Below are 16,384 nucleotides of genomic sequence, written 5' to 3' on the forward strand. Positions count from 1 at the left end.
GGCTTCTCGCTAATAGCGCTAGGCTGTTTTTTCTATGACTTTTAAATTGCCATGGGGGTTACGCGTAAGGTGAGTTATCATGATATAAATATGACAATTTATATAATTAATTTTAACTATATTGTTACTAAATCTTGCATATTAATATATATTAAGATTATATTATGTCATATTAATATAATCTTAATATGTGTTTATTATGTCAAAAGATCGTACGTTATTAGCAAGGCTTTCTACCGCAAAACAATTACTTGAGAATAAAATTGATAAGACAGAACGAGCTAAAAAGTTATTTGCTACTGATAGTACTGTTCTTGAGATATTGCAGGCTGCTAATTTGGAAAAATGTTGTAATCTTGTAAAAACTACGGAAGATAGATCATCAGCTAGTCGGGAATTAAAAGCTAGTTTAAATGGTCTGTATGGTCAACAATCTATCTTATCAAAGTATAATACAGTTGATTGTAAAAAGTTTAAAGAACGCAGTGACCAAATATACGAAATAATTCAAGCTAGAAAGTTACTTAAATGTATTGACCAACATGATTTTAAGGGAGCACTGAAGATTGCTGGGTTGAGCTATATAATTAAGAAGGGTGCACCATGGATAAGTAGAATATGGATAACAGAAAATACTTTTTTTGAAAATTTGGATAAATATTTAGAAGTTAAACGGGAAGAATATAAAGTAATACTAGATGCACATCAAGCTGAATGTGAGCGTGAACCAAGTGCTCCAGCACTACCCCTATCAACTGTTCTTGAAGGATCAAGTAACTGTAATAATATGTATGTTACTAATAACAACCATCCAGCAGCAGATTCTGCACAACCTAGTGTACTACCACTTGATCAACATCCATACCTGCAACTACCTCAAAATAATATTACAACTACATCCCATACAATGTACTCTCATCTGAAACCTCGTAAACCTGTTGCTCCACCTCCTCCATATGCTGCAGTAGTGCCTGATATTTCAAGATCAGCAGAATCTGATGAAAACAACCTTTTAGGTGATTGTACATCATCATAATTAAGCTCAGCTTTGTGGTTATACCACAATTGTTGAAAGTTAAAAAACCGTCTATTAGCGAAGCATTGTTGTAAGGTTTAAACCGTCTATTAGCGAGCGAACGTACGTGAGCGTGGCAATCCATGAAGCTTGTCATATTGCTTCGTCGACCTATGGTCTCCTCGCAATGACGTTTTATAGACGCCTTTTATAGACGTATTCGTAGGTAGCCACGTACTATATGTACGCCTAGCACCTAGACCCTTTGACTCTTGCTACTATCAGGATTTTGATTCTATCGTATATCAACTCTTCATTTACGAGTAGTATATTATTCATCTGTATTAAATATTTAATAGTTCATTAGCAAATTTATAATGGTTTTTACAATAAGTAGCAGCCACGTATAAAAAATAATCATCCTCTATATTTACCTTTTGCAAGAGTATTTTGTTATAGGATCTTTCGTAAGTAGTAACGGTAATTAGACCGGCAGATGACAAAGTACCAAGTACAGACCAAAGTAGAGTGTTAATTGTTGTATGCCGTATATCTTCGTTAATTAGGATGGTGACAGGCTTATTATTGCAGCTCATTACTCGGCGGATTAACTTACCAAAAGTACTGTGGTCATAAGGTCCTTTAGATTCGATAATTTCAACTATGCTTAATCCATCTTGTTCACTAGTAGCACTAACATCATCTCTAAGTTTTAGATCCTTAGGATGGTCATAAGCTGGATCAAGAAAGATGATTGCTTCAGAAGGTAAAGTTGTTGTATATGTCATAGCAGTATCCCCTTTATGATTAAACTTAAAGTTATCAAGTTTTAACCACCAAAGAACCTTGAGAGATTACTTTGGCGATCGGGGGGTTAGAAAAACTGCCGTTGACAGCCATGTTAGCCTTTAGGCTTAAAGTTTACACTTTAAGCCTTGGACATAGCTAACATCTCCCCGACCGTAAAGAAAGTCAAGGATGCATCATTTTATGGTTGATGCTTAACCACAACGGATTACAGGTTTCTACGCCCCAAAGTAACTTTGCAGTTACTTCATTTTTAATTTTAAACTATACTCCTATAAAGTCAATAATAGAAAAACTTATGCGAGGATAAAAAAGGTATTACTCGATAATCAAGTTTTTTAGAATTATTAAAAAATACGTCTATTAGCGAGAAGCCGCGAAAAAGCGGCGACGCGGCAATCCAGTCACAACTGTCGAAAGTTCAACAAACGTCATTGCAAGGAGCGTTGTCAGCCCTAAACCGTCATTGCGAGCGAACGTACGTGAGCGCGGCAATCCATGAAGCTTGTCATATGGATATTATTAATGACTATCGCTGTAATACCCCCTTATAAGTCAGTATAAATCATTATTTACATTGACTTCAATATCTATTATATCATACTTTTAACTTACAATTGCTTCGTCGACCTACGGTCTCCTCGCAATGACGTTTGTTGAACTTTCGACAGTTGTGGCAATCCAGTATACGCGAAGCGTTACTCTAAAAAAACAGCTTCACTGTTTACTTGGATCGCCACGGCATCTAAAGAGCCTTGCTATGACGGTTAAGGAAAAACTTGATTATCGAGTATTACACACAATTTGCTCACAGCAATTATTCTTAAAAATTTTTCTTTTTACCCCTTGAACTGTTACAAAGTCAAGCATATATAGAATACACATTATTAAGTATTAAATCTATGGAGGTAAGAATGTCTTTTAGACCATTGCACGATAGAATTGCGGTAAAACCAATTCAACAAGAAGAAAAAACAAGTGGAGGAATTATTATTCCTGATACAGCAAAGGAAAAACCAATACAAGGTGAAGTAGTAGCTGTAGGTAAGGGAACAAGAAGTGAGAATGGTACTGTCCATCCATTAGAAATAAAAGTAGGAGATAAAGTACTTTATGGCAAATGGGCTGGCACTGAAGTAAAAGTTGATGGTTTAGATTTGGTCATTATGAAAGAAAGTGATGTCATGGGCATAATTGGTTAATAATTTATTTATTGTAAGGAGAATATATATATGGCAGCAAAATTAATAAAACACGGCTTACATGCACGTGAACAAATGCTAAAAGGTATTGATATTTTAGCTGATACCGTAAAAGTAACATTAGGTCCAAAAGGTAGAAATGTTGCAATTGAACAATCATTTGGAGCACCAAGGCTAACCAAAGACGGTGTAACTGTTGCAAAAGCCATTGAACTAAAAGACAAAGCTCAGAATTTGGGAGCTCAATTAGTGAAATCTGTGGCTAGCAAAACATCTGATGTTGCTGGTGATGGAACAACTACCGCAACTGTGCTAACTCAAGCAATAGCAAGAGAAGGCAATAAAGCCGTAGCAGCCGGTTTTAATCCTATGGATATAAAACGCGGTATAGACTCAGCGGTTAACCTAGTAGTTGAAGAAATTAGGAAAGCAAGTAAAAAGATCAGTAGCCAAGAGGAGATTGCTCAAGTTGGTACTATTTCGTCAAATGGTGATAAAGAAATTGGTGAAAAGATTGCCATGGCTATGGAAAAAGTAGGCAAAGAGGGAGTAATTACCGTCGAAGAAGCCAAGAATTTTAGTTTCGAAGTAGATGTAGTTGAAGGTATGATGTTTGATAGAGGTTATCTATCACCATATTTTGTTACTAATTCTGAAAAGATGGTAGCAGAATTGGAAAATCCTTTTATCCTACTATTTGAAAAGAAATTATCAAATTTACAACAAATGTTACCAGTACTTGAAGCGGTAATGCAATCAGGACGTCCTTTACTTATAATCGCTGAAGATGTAGAAGGAGAAGCACTGGCTACTCTAGTAGTAAATAAATTACGTGGTGGGTTAAAAGTTGCGGCAGTTAAAGCTCCTGGCTTTGGAGATAGAAAAAAACTCATGATGGAAGATATATCTATTTTAACCAATGGTCAGCTTATCAGCGAAGATCTTGGTATGAAGCTTGAGAATGTTAATATCAAAATGTTGGGTACTGCTAAAAAAGTTACCATCTCTAAAGAAAATACTGTCATAATTGATGGTGTTGGCAGTAAGGCGGATATCGCTACTCGTTGTTCACAAATTCGTAAACAAATTGATGAATCTACTTCAGAGTACGATAAAGAAAAATTACAAGAGCGTTTGGCTAAACTTGCTGGTGGTGTAGCTGTCTTAAAAGTTGGTGGTACTACCGAAGTTGAAGTAAAAGAAAGGAAAGATCGTGTCGAGGATGCCCTGCATGCTACTAGAGCTGCAGTAGAAGAAGGTGTTGTTGCAGGGGGTGGGGTCACTCTTTTCTATGCAGCAAAAGCTTTAGAATCGTTAAAAAATACTAACGAAGATCAACAGGCTGGTATTAACATAGTTAAGAAGGCATTGCAAGCTCCAGTAAAACAAATCGCAGAAAATGCTGGTGTGGAAGGAGCTATTGTAGTTGGAAAACTTAATGATAGTAAAGACAAACATTTTGGCTTCAATGCTCAAGACATGACTTATGTTGATATGATTAAGGCTGGTATTATCGATCCAACAAAAGTTGTACGTACAGCTTTGCAAGATGCAGCATCAGTTGCTTCTTTAATTATTACTACTGAAGCATTTATTATTGATGAACCAACTGATAAAGATGAACCTGCTATGCCACGTGGTGGCATGGGTGGTGGTATGGGCGGCATGGGCGGTATGGACTTCTAACGCTCATTTCTTCATACGAATAAACCCCAATTCAGGATAAGAATTAGTTAATTCTTATCCTGAATTGGCTTTAATACAAGGAAAAGTGCATTAGACTTCTTTCGAAACTCGCTTATGCGCAAGGGTGTGAAGGAGACGCGGAACCTCGACCCGCAGCGTACTCTAATGTATGTGAGGATTCGAGTACCGCATCGACGTACAAATCACCAGCAGAAGTAGAGTTTCGAAAGAAGTCTAATAAAATTTACTTTGCTATAAGCCGGATACATGACTGCATTCGATCTTTAGGTCGCGGGAATCTTTTTATGCTGCTATGATTTCAAGAGTTGGGTAGACGAAGGTCAACTTCAAGAAGAGCTAGGAGTGTCAAAGTCGAGCAGCGGAGATCTTTAGACACGACGACGCCAATTCTTGAAGTTCACCGAGTATACCTAAGTATGCTCAAGAACCTAAGCAAGGGGTAGATATGTTTGTTGCTTATCAGAATAAGTAAAAATTTGTCCAGTTTTTATATCAAAAAACCATAAATGAATAGTTAGCTCTTTCTTGGTCACTAGTTTATTAATCCATGGAAACGTCATACAATTTTGATGTGATTGTTTAAGTGCTAATTTTGTATAATCATCAGCATTATGATGTCTAAAATTAGGTGTTTTTATCAGAGAGACCCAGTTGGTTATAAAATCATTCTGCACTCTATCGTCACTATTTAATAATTCTTGAATTCCTCCACATTGGCTATGTCCTAATATAATTAAGTGTTCAACTTTCAAAAAGCATATTCCAAACTCTAAGGCAGCACTTGTGCCATGATGAGATCCATCTTTTTCGTAAGGAGGCACAATATTTGCTACATTACGTACAACAAATAAATCCCCTGGATCACATTGTACTATTAATGCCGGATCTACTCGTGCATCACAACAAGCAACCACCATAATCTTTGGTTGTTGACCATCCCGGGATAGACTCTGCATAATAGATTTATTACCATAAGCATATTTTTTTCTAAATAGCTGATAGCCTTTTAGTATTTTTTCAAAACTTTGTTGCATATATGACCCTCAAGACGTCACTGCAATTATAGCAGATATTTTTCAAGCACTAATAGATTTTAAATTTTTGTAGGCATACCATCCCAACGTTTTATTAAATCAGTATTAATATCAAAAATATCAAGAACCCGCGAAATTGAATAATTTATCATGTCATCCAAGGTTTTAGGTAAACTATAAAAAGCAGGTACTGGAGGTGCAATTATCCCACCATAATTCGTTACTTTTAACATATTTTCTAAATGACCTAGATGTAAAGGAGTCTCTCTTATCATCAACACCAGTTTTCTTCGTTCTTTTAGTGTAACCCCTGCTGCTCTACTGATTAAATTATTCTCAATACTGCCAGCAATTGATGCAAGAGTTCTCATGCTACATGGGGCTATTATCATGCCAAATGTCCTAAAAGCACCGCAAGCAACCCTAGCACCAATATCAGAAAGATTGTAACAGTAATCTGCTAAATCTTTTACTTGTTCTATGGAATAATTCGTCTCATGTAATATGGTAAGATGAGCAGATTTTGAAATAATTAGATGACTCTCAATATTTATCTGCCTCAGAATCTCAAGTAACCTTATACCATATATTGCTCCAGAAGCTCCAGAGATTGCCACAAGCAATTTTTTTTTATTATCGCTAGTCATAGCTATATTTTTTCCTTTCAAAGTGTGTTTGCTTATATTAAAATGATGCTTGGTTTACAAAAAACCAAGCTAAAAAACCAAGCTTTTAACTGATTATGGAGTTTGCAAATGAGTCTCATGAGCCACATACAAAGTTTACAAAAAAAACATAATGATTTAGAAAGACTAATAAATACCGGATTTTTGCATTTGCAAGATAATACTAAAGTCAGGCAGTTAAAGAAACAAAAATTAATATTAAAAGATAAAATTCTATTGCTATATAAAGGTTTCACCAAGAATGCTACTATCTCTCAGAAGTAAAGGATTAGCTATTATTTTGTCTTCGCCCTCGGCTACTGGTAAATCTAGCTTAGCTAGAGCAGTTTTAAAAATTGATAGTAATCTTAGATTGTCCGTTTCTGCAACTACTAGAAGGTCAAGAACAGATGAAGTTGATGGAGTAAGTTACTATTTCAAGACCAAAGAGGAATTTAATAAATTAATTGAGCAAGATGCATTTCTTGAATATGCAAATATTTACAATAATTATTATGGAACACCTAAAAAAGTTGTAGAAGACTTACTAAGTCAAGGGTTAGATGTTTTGTTTGATATAGATTGGCAAGGTACAAAGCTAATAAAAAAAACCTTGCCAAATGTAATTGCAATTTTTATTTTGCCACCGAGTCCTAGTATTTTGCAACAACGAATTAAAAATAGAGGGCAAGATAGTAAAGAATCAATAAAGTTGCGTATGAAATTGGCTACTAAAGAAGTGTATTATGCCAAACAATATGATTACGTGGTTATTAACGATGATTTTGATACCACTCTTGAAACAATATATTCTATAATCACTGCTGAGCGATCGAAAAGAATAAGACTTGATTTAGGCAAGTTTTATAATGATTGGCATGACCAACTCTGATGTTATCCCATAACTGTTGAAAGTTAAAAATCGTCATCGCGAGGCGTTGACAGACGCCGTGGCGATCTTATGAAGTAAACTCTTCTTCACAAGATTGCCACGTCGTCGCTTACAGTGACTCCTCGCTAATAGACGGTTTAGGGCTTACAAAGCTCATCGCAATGACGATTTCTTAACTTTCGACAGTTATGGACGTTATTCTAGACAGTAGAGTTTACTATTACCCACAAATATTTATAGAGTTATAGTCAATTGATGAGAAGTTGGTGACGTCGTCACTCGTCGCTCGCCTATTACATGCTCGCCTATTACATATAGGCGTCGCTCCATCGCTCCTAGCACCAAATCCTCCTGAATTGACTATAGCCAACCGCCAACCTTGGATTAATTAGACAAAATTTCTCTCTAACGGTTCTACATTATTTATTTCTTTTATAAATTGTTCTTGTATTGTTTGCAAGTTATCTTGAAAATTATCCCAAAAATTTTTAATTTCTTGTTCGTAAGCAACCAGTTCAGACATAGTCCAATTAAATTGTTCAAAAAGTTTATATAAATTATTTAGTCCGATGTGAAGAACAATTATATTAAGTAATTCTGGAGAAAATAATTTTTTTATCCTTGCTTCTTGTGCTTCTTTATATTCACCATGATTAGCGATGCCAAACTCTGCTATATCATGCATTTGACTAGTCCGTACTTGTATTTCCACATTACGTCTAGATGTACCAATAGTAGTCACAATATGCAAGGAACTATAGCCGTTATCTTTGGGATTAACAATATAGTCTTTATATTTTTCATGGTTACTAGGATATATATCATTAATAATATCCAGTACTTTATAACAGTCTTCTAGCGTATCAACTATAATTCTAAAAGCAATGAGGTCAGTTAATTGATAAAAACCAATACCTTTTCTTACCAACTTCTTTACGATAGAATAAGGGTCTTTTAATCTGCAAGATATCTTCGCTACTATAAAATTCTCTTGCAATTTAGTACTAATAATATCAGTGATATTGTGTAAATTATCAATATCCTCGTATAACATAAAATGCATACTGTTACTTTAATTATTGATTTAGATTATTATATATACTTTACTATCAAGAATTCGCAAGTATTTACGAAGGCAATTCTTCAAAAGCATCGAATATACCTGTAATATTAATAAAAACTATTACCCTGTCAAGATCAAATTATTAATTTATAAATAAGAAAGAGCTTCCAAATGATATAATTTGTTAAATAATTTTTATATCGAATTGAGATTAATGTACTTAGTGTTTAGTTATTTTATGTTATTATACAATCAGTTGATTTGAATTTGCTATGTTATAGAGAGGATAGGGTGAAAGTTTTAGTAGTAGGTGCTAATGGTTTTATTGGTTCATATATCACCGCTGAGTTATTAAAAGATAATCATGATGTAGTTTGTGCAGTTAGAGATATAAAAGCTACTAAAAGAAAATTTCCTAACCTAGAAATTTTAGCTTGTGATTTTAACAATGATACTGATCAACAAAAGTGGCTTAACAATTTACAAAATATTGATGTAGTCATTAATGTATCCGGAGTGTTAACTTCAACTAATAACAACAAAATAGAGAATGTTCATTTCTTTGGTCCAAAAGCTTTATTTGATGCATGTATTTTAGCTAAAGTAAAAAGAATTATTCATATTTCAGCTCTTGGTATAGATAATGAGAAAACTACTGACTATGCTGTAACAAAGAAAAAAATTGACAATTATTTAAAAACTTTAGAAAATATTGATTGGGTAATTTTACAACCATCGCTTGTGTATACAAGTGGTTGTTATGGAGGCACTTCATTATTTAGATCTCTTTCAGCTTTACCTTGGTTTATTCCTTTAATAGGAGATGGATCACAACAATTTCAACCCATACATATGGATGACTTAACTAAAGTGGTTGTTAATTGCACTAAAAGAGAAGGGAAAATTTGTAGAGTATTAAAAATAGTTGGTCCAAAAATAGTTACAGTAAAAGATATATTGATTAATTTTAGGAGCTGGCTTGGTTTAGGTCCTGCCAAACTAATAAAGGTTCCTTTAATATTCATTAGAATTGCAGCTAAGTTAGGAGACTTTTTTAGTATAGGACCACTTAATAGCACTTCATATAATATGTTATTACAACCGAATATTGCAGATAAGAAAGATTTTATCAATTTTACTTCTGTCGTTCCAAGAAGTTTTGAGCAAGGATTAGCCACTGAACCTCTTACTGTCCAATCACTATGGCATGCAAGACTTTTTTTGTTGAAACCACTATTAAAAATCATTTTAGGTTTATTTTGGATTATGACAGGCGTCATTACGGGGGTTTTTACTTCAGAACGAGGTCTGAAAATAATAACAGAGTTAGGATTTAGCAAGCCAATTGCACAAGTTATGTTATATTCAAGCTGTCTTGCTGATATAATTCTTGGAACTCTAATGATTATCAAGCCAAGAATTATAGGGGTATGTATACTACAGATTTTATTAATGCTAGCTTATACATTTTTTCTAACCTTTCTTAAACCTGATTTATGGCTAGAACCCTTGGGGTCACTTACTAAAAATATTCCTATAATACTTCTTACTCTTGTCTTACTTGCTATAGAAAAGGATAAATAATGGATTGGTATTCTGTCGTCAAAACTATTCACATCATTAGCTCTACTATTTTGTTTGGTACAGGTATTGGTATTGCTTTTTTTATGTGGTGGGCAAATAAAACCGGGGATTTAGCAGCCAAAGTTTATGCAGCACGTACTACGGTTATTGCCGATTTTCTCTTTACTACCACTAGCGCTATTATTCAACCAATTAGCGGCATAATATTAATCAATATAGTTGGATATGATTTCTTTGATTTATGGCTTGTTTTAACTTATTTAGGATACGCTATTACAGGAGCATGTTGGCTACCAGTAGTATGGATTCAAATACAATTACGGAATATTGCAGTCAGAACATTAAAAAATAATGAGCAATTACCAGCACAGTATTATAAATTATTTAATTTATGGTTTTATCTTGGCTGGCCAGCATTTATCAGCCTAGTTATTATTTTCTTTTTAATGGTTTTTAAGCCGATGTAAAATTCGGTGAAATTATCGAAACAATCAGATTTGAGGCTGCTCTGCATCTGATTGTTAAATCATGTCATTGCGAGGAGGCCGTAGGTCGACGAAGCAATTCATATGACAAGCTTCATGGATTGCCACGCTCATGTACATTCGCTCGCAATGACGTGTAGAGAAGGTGTATTTACTAATATTAAAGCCAATTTGGGATAAGAATTAGAAATGAAAATAGCTACTTGGAATATTAATTCTATAAGAATAAGACTACAACATTTACGGGACTTTTTAACAGAAGTAGATCCAGACATTGTTTTGTTACAAGAAATCAAGTGTGAGACTGATAAGTTTCCTTTTGATGAACTATCAGATCTAGCGTATAATTTCTATGTGTATGGTCAGAAATCCTATAATGGTGTGGCTATCTTATCAAAGTTTCCAGCTGATGAAGTGGTAAAAGACTTTCCGGGTATTAATTGTACTAATCAAGCACGGATTATAGAAATATCTCTACAAACTCCTATAGGTTTTTGTAGTATCACTTCATTATATGCACCTAACGGTTCATTGGTAGGTAGTGATAAATTTAAAATGAAATTAGAATTTTATGACAATTTAATTAATTACTTCGAATCCAAGAGATCTCTTGATACTAAGGTGATAGTTGGAGGAGATTTTAATATTGCTCCTTTTGATATTGACGTATACTCCGCAAAAGAGTTGCAAAATACTACTTGTTTTACTAGTGAAGAAAAACAACGACTGAGAATTATTTTAAATTCTAGTTTTGAGGATTTATATAGATTATCAAATCCTACTAAGCAAGAATTCTCTTGGTGGGATTATAGAGCAGGTTGCTTCGAACAAAATAAAGGTATGCGTATTGATATGATACTTGCATCAAGCAATGTTGCAGATTATCTAAATGATTGTTACATGCATTATAATTTACGAACAAAAATTAAGCCTTCTGATCATATACCCGTTGTTGCTATCATTAGTTAACCTCAAATATCGATGTATACTCAGGTAGAACTTCAAGAATTGGCGTCGTCGTGTTTAAAGCACAACTGTTGAAAGTTTACAAATACCTATACCACAGCGTCTATTAGCGAGCGTAAGCGAAGCAATCTAGGAAACAATCTATAGATAAATGATGTTACTGGATCAACTATGTTCGCAATAAAAATTTAAATAAATTTGGTTTAAATTTTTATTGCTTGTGCAGAGCTAGTTAAATCACGTAACTTAGCGTTTGCAATCACAATGATTTTACGCATTAATGCTACCATCGCCACCATTTTCTTTTTTCCTCTATTGATCAATTTCTCATAAAATACCTTCAGTTCAGAGTTAGAATTTCTAGCAGCCATAGCAGCTACAAACAACATAGGTCTAACAAAATTTCGACCATGACCTGTATGTCTATATCCGCTATATCTACCGCTATCATTAGATATTGGTGCAACACCTACTAATGATGCTATTTGTTTGCGGTTCAATGTACCAAGTTCAGGTAACAAAGCTATAAGCTCATTAGATACTACTGCGCCTATACCACTAATAGTTTGCAGAGTCTCTTTCTTAGCTTGCAAGAGCTTATCTTTTGCTATTAAGTCATCTATTTCTTTAGTAATAGATGCAATTTGTTCTTCTAGTACTTCGATCATTTTAACACAACTAGACTTGATTAAATCAGCTCTCGGGGACTGAAACCTATTTTTTTCTGCAATCAACATTTGTTTAAGATCGTTCCTACGTCCTACTAATTCATACAAGTTTAAAGCTTGCTTAGATTGTACTTTAAATAGCTCTAATCTTTCTGATCGTTCAAAACCATAAAGTGCTAGAGCTTTAGCGTCAAGACTGTCAGTTTTAGCTGCATTACCAAAAGACCTAATAAAGTTTTTAACTTTACGAGTATTGGCTCTATGTACAGCAAAACCCTGATTGCAAAGCGTTAGTAATAGTTCCATTTCATATCCACCAGTAGTTTCTAAAACACACAATGCAGAACTAATCTCTTTTTTGTAATCCTTGATAAAATCAGCTATTCCATTAGAGTTGTTATTATATTCTTTAGTTTCTTTTTTTCCATGAATAGCAACAACAAAATTGAATTTTCCTATATCAAGACCGATAAAATTATTATATAATAGCATAATACCTCGAAGACTTTTAATGTTTACGATTGTAAGCGGGCGTGCAAAGGCATCCCAATCAACTATTCAAACGTTTCGGGGATTTGGGCTAGAGTACCAATATCCATTCGGTCTTAAAACCAATTGCTTCACGGTCGCTCACGCCTGCACAGCGATAGTCATTTATATTATTAATGACTATCGCTGTAATACCCCCTTATAAGTCAGTATAAATCATTATTTACATTGACTTCAATATCTATTATATCATACTTTTAACTTACAATTGCTTCGTCGGTCTTACAGCCTCCTCGCTAATAGACGCATAGGAAAGCTGTATTTACTAACTTTCAACAGTTGTGGACTAGTTTCGAGAGAAATCCAATGTTAAAAAAATACTAAAAAGATAAAATATTGAATAGGCAAATAGTTTTTTAGCTTGTTTATGATCTTTATCACTAAACAGAGAGGCAGCATAGTATAAAAAAATTAGACCCAGTATAAATGCAGTTACTAAATATACAAAATTACTTATTCCTAAAAAAAAGGGCGTAAATGAAGTAATAAACATAATTATACTATAGGCAAGAATTTGCTTCTTAGTATAATATTCTCCCTTTACCACCGGCATCATCGGGACACCACAATTTTTGTAGTCTTCTGAGCGAAAAATTGCTAATGCCCAGGAGTGTGGGGGTGTCCAGGTTAGAATAATCATAAATAAAGAAAAGGAGAAAAGTGAAATCTCATTAGTTACTGTTGTCCAGCCAATCATAGGAGGCAATGCACCTGCAACCCCTCCAATAACTATATTTTGCATTGTTGAACGTTTTAGCCACATGGTATAAATGAAGACATAATACAATATGGTTATTAGTAATAATAAAGCAGATAGTAGGTTAACACAAAGCCCCATCAAAAAAACTGAAAAGAACCCCACAACCACGCCAAAAGCTAAAGCATCCTGTGGTTCTATAACCCCAATAACTAGAGGTCTGTTTTGTGTACGTTTCATTATCGCATCAATATCTCTATCATACCACATGTTAATAGCTGCACTACTACCAGCTCCAAGTGTAATACAGAGCATAGCGATGCAAGCTATAAATGGATGGATGGGGTATGGAGCAAGCCATAGACCAGAAAAGCTAGTAAATACCACAAGTGCCATAACTCTTGGTTTCATGAGTAGGATATAGTCCATAACTGAGCTATTAGAGCTTTTTTTAGTAGTATTCATCTCTAGTTTTGTAAGAGGTCTATTAATATAATTAGAGGAATTATTCATATATCTTTATCTTAAGAAAATTTATTATTTCTAGGGAATCCACTAGGAGGGATTTTACCAACCGAACCTCGTCGTCCAAGAAATGGTAAAAGATCTTTCTCTACCCTAATCTTTTCTCCTACTTTCCAGCTTAGCCCTAAACTACTATCAAATATTTTGACATCCATAAGTTTAGCATTTTTGAACTTTTGTAGAATTACCCCTTGTCCTCGTTTCATTATTGGTATTTCGTCTAGTTTAAATACTAGTAGTTTCCGGTTCTCACCTATACAAGCTATACAATCACCTTCTACAGGCACACAAGCAATACAGGAATGATTTGCAGGAATTTGCATAATTTGCTTACCGAGTTTAGTTTGTGCTACTACCTCATCTGAATCAATGATAAAGCCTTTGCCAATACTACTTGCCAATAAAAGTTTTTGGGTGGGCTTATAGACCAACATGCTTACTATTTCTTCATTACCTATATCTATCATCAATTTTATAGATTCTCCATTGCCTTTGCCTTTAAATATATTATCGGCTAGGATAGTGAAAAAACGCCCCGCTGCACTTAATATAAGAATTTTGTCAGTAGTATAGCCTTCCAAAATAAAATTTTCTGCATCTCCTTCCTTATATTTAACAGTTGATAAATCGTTATTATGACCTTTTAAAGAGCGAATCCACCCCATCTTGGAACATATTATGGTAAGAGGTTCTTTGGCTATGAAAGCTGAAATATCAACAATTTGAGCAACAATATTAACTTCTTCAAAACTAGTTCGGCGTAGTCCTAGTTTAGTACTAAAACCAAACTTTGTTTGTACCATTTTAACTTCTTTCTTAACTATCTTTTTTAATTCACTTGAATCTTGTAGAATTTTCTGTAAATTTGCATGCTCTTTTTCAAGTAGATTATGCTCGTTAATAATTTCTTGTTCTTCCAATTTTCTTAAAGATCGCAATCTTGTATTAAGAATTGCTTCAACTTGTACATCAGTTAAACCAAACTTAGCTATCATTACTTGTTTAGGCTCATCTTCTTCACGAATAATTTTAATTATGTCATCCAAATTTAAGTAAGCTATCCTTAGACCTTTGAGAACTTCCAACCTATGTTCAATTTTGCCAATAAGAAATTTAGATCTGCGAGTAATAATATTTTGTCGGTGTAATAAAAACTCCTGCAATATTTCCAGTATATTAGCTACTTTAGGAATATTATTTGAACCTATAACATTCATATTAAGCTGAATTCTATTCTCTAAAACTGTCAGTTTGAATAATGATTCCATAATAACATTAGGATCACAATTACGATCCCTAGGTTCAATAATTAATCTTATATCTTCTGTAGATTCATCTCTAATATTGCTTATTAAAGGAATTTTTTTGTCTTTTAACAATACAGCTATTTGTTCGATAAGTTTAGATTTTTGTACTTGATAAGGTATTTCAGTAATTACTATCTGATATAAACCATAACTTAGGTCTTCCTTTGCCCATCTTGCTCTTACTCTAAAGCTACCACGCCCTACGCTATAGGCTTGATGGATTGAATCGATTCTATCAACAATTATTCCACCCGTTGGAAAGTCAGGACCTTTAACAAATTGCAAAATATCGTTAACCTTTGATTGAGGATGGTCAATTAAATGTATTAGTGCATCACATAATTCATGTAAATTATGTGGTGGTATACTGGTTGCCATTCCAACTGCTATACCTTCTGAACCATTAGCCAGTAAATTAGGAAACATAGCGGGCAGAACTACCGGTTCGGTATCGGAATCATCATATGTAGCTCGAAAATCAACAGTATCTTGATCTATATCTGACATTAATAAGGTACAAATTTCTGTCATTCTTGATTCTGTATAACGCATAGCTGCTGCGTTATCTCCATCAATAGAACCAAAATTTCCTTGTCCATCAATTAGTGGATATCTGAGAGAAAAATTTTGTGCAAGACGTACTAATGTATCATACACTGCAACGTCACTATGTGGGTGATATTTACCCATTACATCACCGACAACTCTTGCACATTTCTTATAGGCAGAGGTTGGGTCTAACCTTAATTGGAGCATGCCGTACAATAATCTGCGATGCACTGGTTTTAACCCATCACGAACGTCAGGCAAGGATCTTGACATAATTGTTGATAAGGCATAAGAGAGGTAACGCTCTGATAATGCATTACCAAAATCTATATTTTCTATTTTAGCATTATCTATCATACAAAACTTTTTATTATTATTTATTCCATGTTTAGTATAATATCCTAAATATATGCTAGCACTAATAGCAAAATGGTATTAAATAATAAAAATTATACTTTTTCTTTTAATAGTTCTATTTCAACAATATATTTATCACCTTGCTGGTCTTCAACCCATAACTGTTGAAAGTTAAAAAACTGTCTATTAGCGAAGTACTATCCAGTAACATCATTTATCTATAGATTGTTTCCTAGATTGCTTCGCTTACGCTCGCAATGACGCTGTGGTATAGGTGTTTGTAAACTTTCGACAGTTGTGGAAACTAGCCGC

At 34.1% G+C, this 16,384-nt stretch carries 16 protein-coding genes; 8 read left to right on the plus strand and 8 right to left on the minus strand.

Going from position 1 to position 16,384, the window contains the following annotated elements:
• The first annotated feature begins 199 nt into the window (after window positions 1-199).
• Window positions 200-1,036: a hypothetical protein gene (locus tag AAGD45_RS01420; RefSeq protein WP_341761680.1), complete on the plus strand. Its 837-nt coding sequence runs from the start codon at window positions 200-202 to the stop codon at window positions 1,034-1,036.
• Window positions 1,037-1,359: 323 nt separating this feature from the next.
• Here AAGD45_RS01420 and AAGD45_RS01425 read toward each other — a convergent pair whose 3' ends face one another.
• Window positions 1,360-1,803, minus strand: a complete 444-nt coding sequence (locus AAGD45_RS01425; protein ID WP_341761681.1) for a hypothetical protein — start codon at window positions 1,801-1,803, stop codon at window positions 1,360-1,362.
• Between the two features lie 933 nt (window positions 1,804-2,736).
• On the opposite strand from AAGD45_RS01425, the gene AAGD45_RS01430 reads away from it, so the two are divergent.
• Both AAGD45_RS01430 and groL read left to right on the plus strand, forming a co-directional pair.
• Window positions 2,737-3,024: a co-chaperone GroES gene (locus tag AAGD45_RS01430; protein ID WP_341761682.1), complete on the plus strand. Its 288-nt coding sequence runs from the start codon at window positions 2,737-2,739 to the stop codon at window positions 3,022-3,024.
• Between the two features lie 30 nt (window positions 3,025-3,054).
• Window positions 3,055-4,710, plus strand: coding sequence for a chaperonin GroEL (groL, locus tag AAGD45_RS01435; RefSeq protein WP_341761683.1), 1,656 nt, complete (start codon window positions 3,055-3,057; stop codon window positions 4,708-4,710).
• A 449-nt stretch (window positions 4,711-5,159) separates the two neighbouring features.
• Here the strand turns inward: groL and AAGD45_RS01445 are convergent, their stop codons facing one another.
• Both AAGD45_RS01445 and AAGD45_RS01450 read right to left on the minus strand, forming a co-directional pair.
• Entirely contained in the window at window positions 5,160-5,765 is a 606-nt protein-coding gene (locus AAGD45_RS01445) for a carbonic anhydrase (RefSeq protein ID WP_341761684.1), read from the minus strand.
• Window positions 5,766-5,824: 59 nt separating this feature from the next.
• Window positions 5,825-6,412, minus strand: a complete 588-nt coding sequence (locus AAGD45_RS01450) for a UbiX family flavin prenyltransferase (protein WP_341761685.1) — start codon at window positions 6,410-6,412, stop codon at window positions 5,825-5,827.
• Between the two features lie 117 nt (window positions 6,413-6,529).
• Here AAGD45_RS01450 and AAGD45_RS01455 point away from each other — a divergent pair, with 117 nt between their 5' ends.
• Entirely contained in the window at window positions 6,530-6,715 is a 186-nt protein-coding gene (locus tag AAGD45_RS01455) for a DUF465 domain-containing protein (protein ID WP_341755487.1), read from the plus strand.
• The gene (gene gmk, locus AAGD45_RS01460) at window positions 6,693-7,322 is read left to right on the plus strand and encodes a guanylate kinase (RefSeq protein ID WP_341761686.1); all 630 of its coding nucleotides are present in this window, start codon (window positions 6,693-6,695) and stop codon (window positions 7,320-7,322) included. The genes AAGD45_RS01455 and gmk overlap by 23 nt, the downstream gene beginning before the upstream one ends.
• A gap of 220 nt (window positions 7,323-7,542) precedes the next feature.
• Here gmk and AAGD45_RS01465 read toward each other — a convergent pair whose 3' ends face one another.
• Together AAGD45_RS01465 and AAGD45_RS01470 are read right to left on the minus strand one after the other, a co-directional pair.
• Window positions 7,543-7,692: a hypothetical protein gene (locus AAGD45_RS01465; protein WP_341761687.1), complete on the minus strand. Its 150-nt coding sequence runs from the start codon at window positions 7,690-7,692 to the stop codon at window positions 7,543-7,545.
• 18 nt (window positions 7,693-7,710) lie between these two features.
• Window positions 7,711-8,376, minus strand: coding sequence for a bifunctional (p)ppGpp synthetase/guanosine-3',5'-bis(diphosphate) 3'-pyrophosphohydrolase (locus AAGD45_RS01470; RefSeq protein WP_341761688.1), 666 nt, complete (start codon window positions 8,374-8,376; stop codon window positions 7,711-7,713).
• 300 nt (window positions 8,377-8,676) lie between these two features.
• On the opposite strand from AAGD45_RS01470, the gene AAGD45_RS01475 reads away from it, so the two are divergent.
• From AAGD45_RS01475 to xth, 3 genes are all read left to right on the plus strand, one after another.
• Window positions 8,677-9,969: an NAD(P)H-binding protein gene (locus AAGD45_RS01475; RefSeq protein WP_341761689.1), complete on the plus strand. Its 1,293-nt coding sequence runs from the start codon at window positions 8,677-8,679 to the stop codon at window positions 9,967-9,969.
• Window positions 9,969-10,436: a DUF2269 domain-containing protein gene (locus AAGD45_RS01480; protein WP_341761690.1), complete on the plus strand. Its 468-nt coding sequence runs from the start codon at window positions 9,969-9,971 to the stop codon at window positions 10,434-10,436. The genes AAGD45_RS01475 and AAGD45_RS01480 overlap by 1 nt, the downstream gene beginning before the upstream one ends.
• Before the next feature lie 207 nt (window positions 10,437-10,643).
• Entirely contained in the window at window positions 10,644-11,423 is a 780-nt protein-coding gene (gene xth, locus AAGD45_RS01485) for an exodeoxyribonuclease III (RefSeq protein ID WP_341761691.1), read from the plus strand.
• Between the two features lie 200 nt (window positions 11,424-11,623).
• Here the strand turns inward: xth and AAGD45_RS01490 are convergent, their stop codons facing one another.
• The 3 genes from AAGD45_RS01490 to parC form a co-directional block, all read right to left on the minus strand.
• Window positions 11,624-12,580: a transposase gene (locus AAGD45_RS01490; protein WP_341760848.1), complete on the minus strand. Its 957-nt coding sequence runs from the start codon at window positions 12,578-12,580 to the stop codon at window positions 11,624-11,626.
• A 343-nt stretch (window positions 12,581-12,923) separates the two neighbouring features.
• A complete protein-coding gene (gene cyoE, locus AAGD45_RS01495) occupies window positions 12,924-13,799 on the minus strand; it encodes a heme o synthase (RefSeq protein WP_341762178.1) in 876 nt (291 codons plus the stop codon).
• Window positions 13,800-13,858: 59 nt separating this feature from the next.
• A complete protein-coding gene (parC, locus tag AAGD45_RS01500; protein WP_341762179.1) occupies window positions 13,859-16,069 on the minus strand; it encodes a DNA topoisomerase IV subunit A in 2,211 nt (736 codons plus the stop codon).
• Between the last annotated feature and the right edge of the window lie 315 nt (window positions 16,070-16,384).

This window comes from Candidatus Tisiphia endosymbiont of Thecophora atra (assembly GCF_964026395.1).
Taxonomy (GTDB): domain Bacteria; phylum Pseudomonadota; class Alphaproteobacteria; order Rickettsiales; family Rickettsiaceae; genus Tisiphia.

Bases quoted from the DNA above. Each gene is read 5' to 3' on its own strand.
- AAGD45_RS01430 (WP_341761682.1), top strand. From the start codon at position 2,737: ATGTCTTTTAGACCATTGCACGATAGAATTGCGGTAAAACCAATTCAA.
- AAGD45_RS01490 (WP_341760848.1), bottom strand. From the start codon at position 12,580: ATGCTATTATATAATAATTTTATCGGTCTTGATATAGGAAAATTCAAT.
- AAGD45_RS01450 (WP_341761685.1), bottom strand. From the start codon at position 6,412: ATGACTAGCGATAATAAAAAAAAATTGCTTGTGGCAATCTCTGGAGCT.
- AAGD45_RS01445 (WP_341761684.1), bottom strand. From the start codon at position 5,765: ATGCAACAAAGTTTTGAAAAAATACTAAAAGGCTATCAGCTATTTAGA.
- AAGD45_RS01420 (WP_341761680.1), top strand. From the start codon at position 200: ATGTCAAAAGATCGTACGTTATTAGCAAGGCTTTCTACCGCAAAACAA.
- AAGD45_RS01470 (WP_341761688.1), bottom strand. From the start codon at position 8,376: ATGTTATACGAGGATATTGATAATTTACACAATATCACTGATATTATT.
- groL (WP_341761683.1), top strand. From the start codon at position 3,055: ATGGCAGCAAAATTAATAAAACACGGCTTACATGCACGTGAACAAATG.
- AAGD45_RS01455 (WP_341755487.1), top strand. From the start codon at position 6,530: ATGAGCCACATACAAAGTTTACAAAAAAAACATAATGATTTAGAAAGA.
- cyoE (WP_341762178.1), bottom strand. From the start codon at position 13,799: ATGAATACTACTAAAAAAAGCTCTAATAGCTCAGTTATGGACTATATC.
- gmk (WP_341761686.1), top strand. From the start codon at position 6,693: ATGCTACTATCTCTCAGAAGTAAAGGATTAGCTATTATTTTGTCTTCG.
- xth (WP_341761691.1), top strand. From the start codon at position 10,644: ATGAAAATAGCTACTTGGAATATTAATTCTATAAGAATAAGACTACAA.
- AAGD45_RS01425 (WP_341761681.1), bottom strand. From the start codon at position 1,803: ATGACATATACAACAACTTTACCTTCTGAAGCAATCATCTTTCTTGAT.
- AAGD45_RS01480 (WP_341761690.1), top strand. From the start codon at position 9,969: ATGGATTGGTATTCTGTCGTCAAAACTATTCACATCATTAGCTCTACT.